General features: G+C 40.2%; 6 protein-coding genes and 2 pseudogenes. 3 read left to right on the forward strand and 5 right to left on the reverse strand.

The genetic code is table 11. The features are described 5' to 3' along the window. The first annotated feature begins 292 nt into the window (after nt 1–292). Together CALSC_RS27705 and CALSC_RS27955 are read left to right on the forward strand one after the other, a co-directional pair. On the forward strand, nt 293–1,255 hold the full coding sequence (locus tag CALSC_RS27705) for a DUF4347 domain-containing protein (RefSeq protein ID WP_235006931.1): 963 nt from the start codon (nt 293–295) through the stop codon (nt 1,253–1,255). 202 nt (nt 1,256–1,457) lie between these two features. Then, entirely contained in the window at nt 1,458–1,592 is a 135-nt protein-coding gene (locus CALSC_RS27955) for a hypothetical protein (protein WP_268807241.1), read from the forward strand. 145 nt (nt 1,593–1,737) lie between these two features. Here the strand turns inward: CALSC_RS27955 and CALSC_RS24415 are convergent. The 4 genes and pseudogenes from CALSC_RS24415 to CALSC_RS24425 form a co-directional block, all read right to left on the reverse strand. After that, a pseudogene (locus CALSC_RS24415) lies at nt 1,738–1,998 on the reverse strand (ATP-binding cassette domain-containing protein); the annotation flags it as partial. Further along, a pseudogene (locus CALSC_RS28310) lies at nt 1,997–2,110 on the reverse strand (IS110 family transposase); the annotation flags it as partial. The pseudogenes CALSC_RS24415 and CALSC_RS28310, both read right to left, overlap by 2 nt. A gap of 228 nt (nt 2,111–2,338) precedes the next feature. Continuing rightward, on the reverse strand, nt 2,339–3,427 hold the full coding sequence (locus CALSC_RS24420; protein ID WP_088243818.1) for a helix-turn-helix domain-containing protein: 1,089 nt from the start codon (nt 3,425–3,427) through the stop codon (nt 2,339–2,341). Between the two features lie 537 nt (nt 3,428–3,964). Further along, nucleotides 3,965–4,885, reverse strand: coding sequence for an alpha/beta hydrolase (locus CALSC_RS24425; RefSeq protein ID WP_088243819.1), 921 nt, complete (start codon nt 4,883–4,885; stop codon nt 3,965–3,967). A 187-nt stretch (nt 4,886–5,072) separates the two neighbouring features. Between CALSC_RS24425 and CALSC_RS24430 the strand changes: the two genes are divergently transcribed. Then, the gene (locus CALSC_RS24430) at nt 5,073–5,897 is read left to right on the forward strand and encodes a helix-turn-helix domain-containing protein (protein ID WP_088243820.1); all 825 of its coding nucleotides are present in this window, start codon (nt 5,073–5,075) and stop codon (nt 5,895–5,897) included. Between the two features lie 42 nt (nt 5,898–5,939). On the opposite strand, the gene CALSC_RS24435 is transcribed toward CALSC_RS24430, so the two are convergent. After that, nucleotides 5,940–6,547, reverse strand: a 608-nt coding sequence (locus CALSC_RS24435; protein WP_143288363.1) for a tetratricopeptide repeat protein, incomplete at its 5' end; no start/stop codon positions are given.

The following is a 6,547-nucleotide window of genomic DNA, read 5'->3' on the forward strand; positions in this document are numbered from 1 at the left end:
ATCCCCCCAACCCCCTTACAAAGGGGGGCAAAATTCCCCTTTTTCAAGGGGGATTTAGGGGGATCTCAGATATCTCGGGTATGTAATATGACTTTTTAAACAACCTCTAAGGTTACAAATCAAATGGGAAGGCTATAAGTCGGTGGACAAAAATATTTGCCATCATTGCGAACGAAGTGAAGCAATCCCAAACCCTTGCATTAGCGCTATTCCGCTCCGCTCCATCCGCAAGGATATTGTGTAATTAATTCTGTCCAACTACTTATCCTCAATTAAATTGGAGGAAAAACTAATGACAAACTTTAATAATTATAGTTCCAAAACTTATGTCTTCATCGATGCCAAGGTCGAAGACTACCCTAGCCTCCAGGCGGGCGTAGTTCCCGGCATCGAAGCAGTGCTACTCGACCCTAATCGAGACGGCATCGCCCAAATTACCGAACATCTGCACCAGCACCCCAACAGCCAAGTTCATATCGTTTCCCACGGTACTCCAGGCGGTCTGGAACTGGGCAATAGCCAACTAACTTTAGATACCCTAGACCAATACGCCGAGCTAATTTCAACCTGGCAAAGCACATCCATCTATCTATATGGCTGTAACGTCGCTGCGGGGGATGCAGGAGCAGAATTCATTGACAAACTGCATCAACTCACAGGTGCCAATATTGCCGCATCCCCAAACCGAGTGGGCAATGCTCAAAAAGGAGGAACCTGGCAATTAGAACATCGCCTCGGGCAGGTAGAGAGTGAATTAGCCTTTGTCGAAGCTACCAGGGAAGCCTACTCAGGGGTATTTGCAACTATTATCGGCACCTTAAATGCCGACAACCTTACTGGCACTGGAGGAGATGACTTGATTCTCGGTCGTAACGGCAATGATACCCTCACTGGCGGTGCCGGCAATGATCTCCTCGTTGGTAGCAGCGGCAATGATCTCCTCGTTGGTAGCACTGGCGATGATACCCTCATTGGCGGTACTGGCAATGATACCCTCATTGGCGGCATTGGCGATGATACCCTCATTGGCGGCACCAGGAGTGATACCTTCGTTTTTGCCGAAGGAGAGGGCCACGATACCATTATCGGCTTCTGGCAAGGAGAAGATTTGATTGGTCTGGCTGACGGCTTGTCCTTTGGGGATCTGAGCTTCTCCGGTAACGATATAATCGTCACTGCGAGCAGTGAAATCCTGGCGACTTTGACTGGCGTGGATACCACGACTCTCACGGCTGGTGATTTTGTGACGGTTTAATTTCAATCCCCCCAAATCCCCCTTCAGAAGCTATTCATTACCCATAAGTCTCAGAAGTCTTGCAGGGTGCGGAGTGTGGTGAGTGTGGAAAGAGGGGTTATAGTAGCTCGCGAGAGAAATCAAAAAATCAAATGGCGAAATTGCTTCCTTCACTTTTGGCAACCTTTGTAATTTGTGAGAAATGGCGGTTAGGAAACTATAAATGGCGATGTGTTTGACCCCTCACTTAATTGACCCACAGCATCATAAATTTGGGGGTTTGTATGCTTTTCTTTTTCGGTCAAGTAACCAAGCGATCGCTCACCCACATCGGGGTGGACTTTCTGCAATGCGGTGATGAAGTAGGTCTAGAAGAAAACGGATCCAACTTGTGCATCTTCCTAAACGGTCAAGAATGGTCACATCCATTACTTGTTTAGCACTACCCACATAGGATAATCTTGGGGATTAAGCCTCAGGCTTTAGCCTGAGGACTATTTTGTTTAATTATGGTTAGTTTTAGCCATTACAGGTGCATTGGTTAATTTGCCATCTTCCAGAGAAATAATGCGATCTGCAATGTCTAGAATCCGGTTATCATGGGTGACTAGCAAAATGGTACAATGCTGATCCTTGGCTAACTTTTGCATTAAATTCACCACATCTCTACCAGTTTTACTATCCAAAGCAGCTGTAGGTTCATCAGCAAGTAAAATTTTGGGTTGACTGACTAAAGCACGAGCGATCGCTACCCGTTGTTGTTGATATTTCCATTTCTGTGTTTGCTATTTTCATGGCTTTACCCATTGGACGGATATAAACATCTAGAGTGGCTTTACTCACATCAATGCCTACCCATTGAGAAATATTTTCCATATCAAAATTAAGATCCCACAATTTTGTTGATGTGATTGTAGATTTACATCCCCTTGATTTCACTCATCCTTGCCCGACACGGACTGTATCCTTTAATCTCAGTAATTAAAGTTTTGTCCCTGGCGACTGTTCGAGTTCTATCATGGAGATTGTTGTAGTGACCCATGCTACGAAGCGGTCTAAATTGACCTAGGTTGGGAGGTCGCCCCGCAAGGGCTAGGGACTTGGTCACAGTGCTTCCGGTGGTGCAATATCAATTCCCACACTCACACTCCCATTATTCGATTGTATGCCTGGTTTAGCACTTGCTTCCTGATGTCGGAATGAATTAGAAAAGGATTGGGTGGATGGTGTCACCTGATCGCTAAATACTTTATTTTCAGCGGTTGATTGTCCAGACATCAAGGATAAACCACCTACAGCACCTGCAACTAAAGCTGTGTAACCCATATACAAATGCATGGGACTCAGTTCCAATCTCAACTGTCTAGATGATAGGGATTTTTCAGGCTGATAAGTTGGTGGTAAAATCACTTCATTCCTTTCACTACTAGGTAAAGACTTAGCCAGACTATCACCATCAATTCCTAAATGATTTCCCATCACCCGAATAAAACCACGGACAAAAACATCATCTGGTAATGATTTGACATAGCCTTTTTCTATAGATTCCATATGATACATAGGAATATGAGTATAAGCACTAAGTTGGCTGAGTGAAAGACCTTGAGATTCTCTTGTCTGTCGTAGTTGCTGTCCGATTTTATTTAAGCTTTCTAAGCGTTTTTGAGCAGTTATTTGTTTGGCTTCCGCCGCAGAAGTTTTCTGATTCCATTTGAATAAATTCAGTTTTGTTTTGGGCTTTGCATCCTGACAAATAACATTCTCAGGTGAATAATTCTGTACTTGAGACTTTACTGAAGCATCTTGTACCCTTAGATTCTCGGTAGACACTTGAGAATCTATGTTTACAGATGTTAAGCCCCCATTTAATTCCTGATTGTTGTCAGAGTTATTATCAGTAATATCCTTAGTTCTTTCTACATCTAAATGACAATCTTTCACTTTGTGAGAGTAAAGAGCAAATTGTCTAACCACCAAACTAATAGCTTCTCTACTAACAACTTTAAACAACACTTTAGCTTGTTCGGAAGATTCACCCAGTAAGTTTTGTAAGTTGACTAAAGCCCGACGATATGCTTGACTACGATGTAGTTCAGCTTCAGTTTCTCTGAGCAGCGATCGCAATTCATCTTTAGAAACTTCAATAGTGGAATTACCAGGAATGGAGAGTGAGTAAACTGATGTCATAGTCATTTTCGGTTAAGGGTATAAGACAACAAGTATTTTTTTATCTGTGTAATTTCTTCTACTGCTAGCGGAGATTTCCGGATATTTAAGTATCAATATTTATATTTTGCAAATATCAATTTTTACCTGGCAATTCATCAAAATATAGCGCTACGCGCAAGTAATAAGTAATAAGTAATAAGTAATAAGTAATAAGTAATAAGTTTACTGCTCATAAGTCTCAGCATTCGAAATGCCCTAACCTGCTTTGGTAGTGCTATATATTTAAATTTAATTATTAATTTTAACCAATATTTACAAGTAAATATGGCTATTTATCCCAAAGGAATATCAATCGAATGGGATTGGTATATAGATTTATAGCGCTACGCAAAAGTAATAAGTAATAAGTAATAAGTAATAAGTAATAAGTGAGCCACTGCATTGGACAGGTTTCCCGGTATAAAGCAAATGGCGCTCATAGGTTTGAGCCTTCAATAATGTCCTAACATAATTGCGTAGTGCTATATTACCTGTTTTGATGCTTAAAGCTACGAGGTATTTCTAGTAACTATCTATTTCTGGTATATTACTTAACGGTGAAGCAGAAAATTGTTGTAAAAAAGACTTTACTGCTCGTATATACTGAGAATTTGCAATTTCTGCGACATTATTGTGTCCTGCTTCTGGTACTAGGAGCAATTGTTTTGATTTAGGGGCAGCATTGTATAACTTCTGGCTCATAAAAGAAGGAATGGTAGTATCAGCAGTACCATGAATAAATAAAACTGGTACTTGCAATAATGGTACTTTTTTAATTGATTCAAACCGTTGGGTTAGAATTAACTCGACGGGAAACATGCCAAAACTGTTCCGATGGAATATCACATCTCTAACAGAGGTAAAAGAAGATTCCACAATTAATCCAGCCGCATCAGGGTTTTTTACTGCCAAATCAATAGCCACTCCACCTCCAAGAGAATGACCATAAATTACAATTTGACTAGGTGCAATCCTCTTTTGCTGCACTAAGTGTTTCCAAGCTACCGCAGCATCTTCATACACCTGTACTTCATTAGGAAAGGAACCTTGACTACGACCATAACCTCGATAGTCAATTAGTAATACAGAAAATCCTAATTTATGGAAACGATGGGCATGAGCAACATTAGCGCCCACATTTAGTGCATTACCATGTAAATATAATAAAACCTTAGCTTCTGGCTTTTTGGCAGGCATCCACCACCCATGTACATATTCAAATTTATTTGTACCTATTTTTATCGGCAACCAAACATCTTCATAATGGATATAAAAAGACTTGGGGGTAGTTTCAATATTTTGAGATGGGAAAAAAAGGAATCGAGTTTGGTTAAAAAAAATAAATATACACACAGCCAAGTAAACAATTGCTGTGGCTATGCCTAACCCCATAAAAATTTTGAGGGGAAATCCGATGGAAAGTCGCAGTGTATTGTCCTCCATTCAACTATTCGTATATGCGAATATAATTTTGTAATTTGACAAGTTATTTAGTACTAAACTAGTAGTTATTAATTATCAACACACCTTTGAGCCATAAAGAGAATAAGTTATAAATAATACATATATATCAATATATTGTCTCAGTCAATTAAAAAAAACAAACTTTATTTATGTGTAGGAGAATATCGTGAAGGCGTTGCATAAAGCTCAACACGAGCAATTACAAGAAATAGTAGATAAATTAATCCAAGCTAGAAAGGAGCAGTCCTTTTCTATAGAAGAAATGGCCATGAAAACCCTGATTAGACCAGCCCTATTACAGGCTTTAGAGGAAGGCAGATTTGAAGATTTGCCAGAACCTATTTTCGTACAGGGATTTATTCTTCGTTATGGAGATGCTTTAGGTTTGAATGGTAGCTCCTTAGCGGAACAATTTATTCAAATTTCCGATCCACCTGAATTAAAAGAGGTGACTCCTGAAGTCGAACCAAAAACTAATATATACATACCTATTTTTTTCCCATATATAGTCCTAGTAGTTTTTGCCAGCATAGTATTATTTTATATACTGAATTCTAGTAAAAAGGTTGAGACTATTAGTCAGAGTACTAATTCTAAGCAAATAAGCAAAGTCCAAAAAAAGCCGCAGCAGCCAGTTCCCTCTCCTTCAGTATCTATACCAATAACACAGGCTTCACCCACTCCATCTGTAACACCATCCACTACTCCATCTGCCACACCATCACCTACTCCGAAACAAGTTAAAGTTACTTTGGAACTTCAAGGTAAATCTTGGTTGAGAGTAATAGCAGATGGTAAAAAAGTTTTTCAGGGAACCCTTAATAAAGGAGCACGGAAAACATGGACAGCAAAAAAAAGCTTGCGGATCCGTTCTGGGAATGCAGGTGCTGTGTTATTTTCTACCAATAAGCAAAAAGCAAAAGTTTTAGGCAAAGAAGGAGCTGTTAAGGACTTAGAGTTGATTCCTGAGAGTGAGGGAGTGAGGGAGTGAAGATTATTACTTGTGAACCGCTCTCTATACTCGTAATAATAATCACAATCCTCGATCGCGTTCTAAATCTCTGATAACCTTTTCCACATACCATGATTCTGCCATGCCAGGATAGTCATATTTTGCTTGTTCAATCAAACGTTCAGCAATTTCCCAATATCCTCCCACCAATCTCAATAGACGCTGACGCAATAGCTGAGAGGTGGCTTTGCTCCTATATGGGTTAGATATATTGATTTTCTGCAAACTATCCATCACAAACTGGTAATTATCCCAGTCTTCCTGTTCGCAAAATATACTGGCTGCCTTTTGATAATCAGCACAAGCAAGTTGCATTTCTTCCAAGCAAGTGTAAGCCATAGCTCGATTATAGTAGGCTTGGGGATCATCAGGATTTTTTTGCAGTGCTTGATTATAGTCATTAATTGCCTTGAGGTGCTCCCCCATGATCCGATAAGCATTTCCCCTGGCAATATATGTTAGCCCATCTTCTGGTTGGATTTGTAAAGCTTGGTTAAAATCTGCCATTGCTCCTTGACTATCCCCCAAATGGGAACGTGCTTTACCTCGGTTGCGGTAAACAATGGCATCTTGAAAATTCAGTCTGAGGGATTGGTTGAAATCTGCGATCGCATTTTGATATTTACCCA

Source organism: Calothrix rhizosoleniae SC01 (assembly GCF_900185595.1).
GTDB lineage: Bacteria > Cyanobacteriota > Cyanobacteriia > Cyanobacteriales > Nostocaceae > Calothrix_A > Calothrix_A rhizosoleniae.

Bases quoted from the DNA above. Each gene is read 5' to 3' on its own strand.
- CALSC_RS27705 (WP_235006931.1), top strand. From the start codon at position 293: ATGACAAACTTTAATAATTATAGTTCCAAAACTTATGTCTTCATCGAT.
- CALSC_RS27955 (WP_268807241.1), top strand. From the start codon at position 1,458: ATGGCGATGTGTTTGACCCCTCACTTAATTGACCCACAGCATCATAAA.
- CALSC_RS24425 (WP_088243819.1), bottom strand. From the start codon at position 4,885: ATGGAGGACAATACACTGCGACTTTCCATCGGATTTCCCCTCAAAATT.
- CALSC_RS24420 (WP_088243818.1), bottom strand. From the start codon at position 3,427: ATGACTATGACATCAGTTTACTCACTCTCCATTCCTGGTAATTCCACT.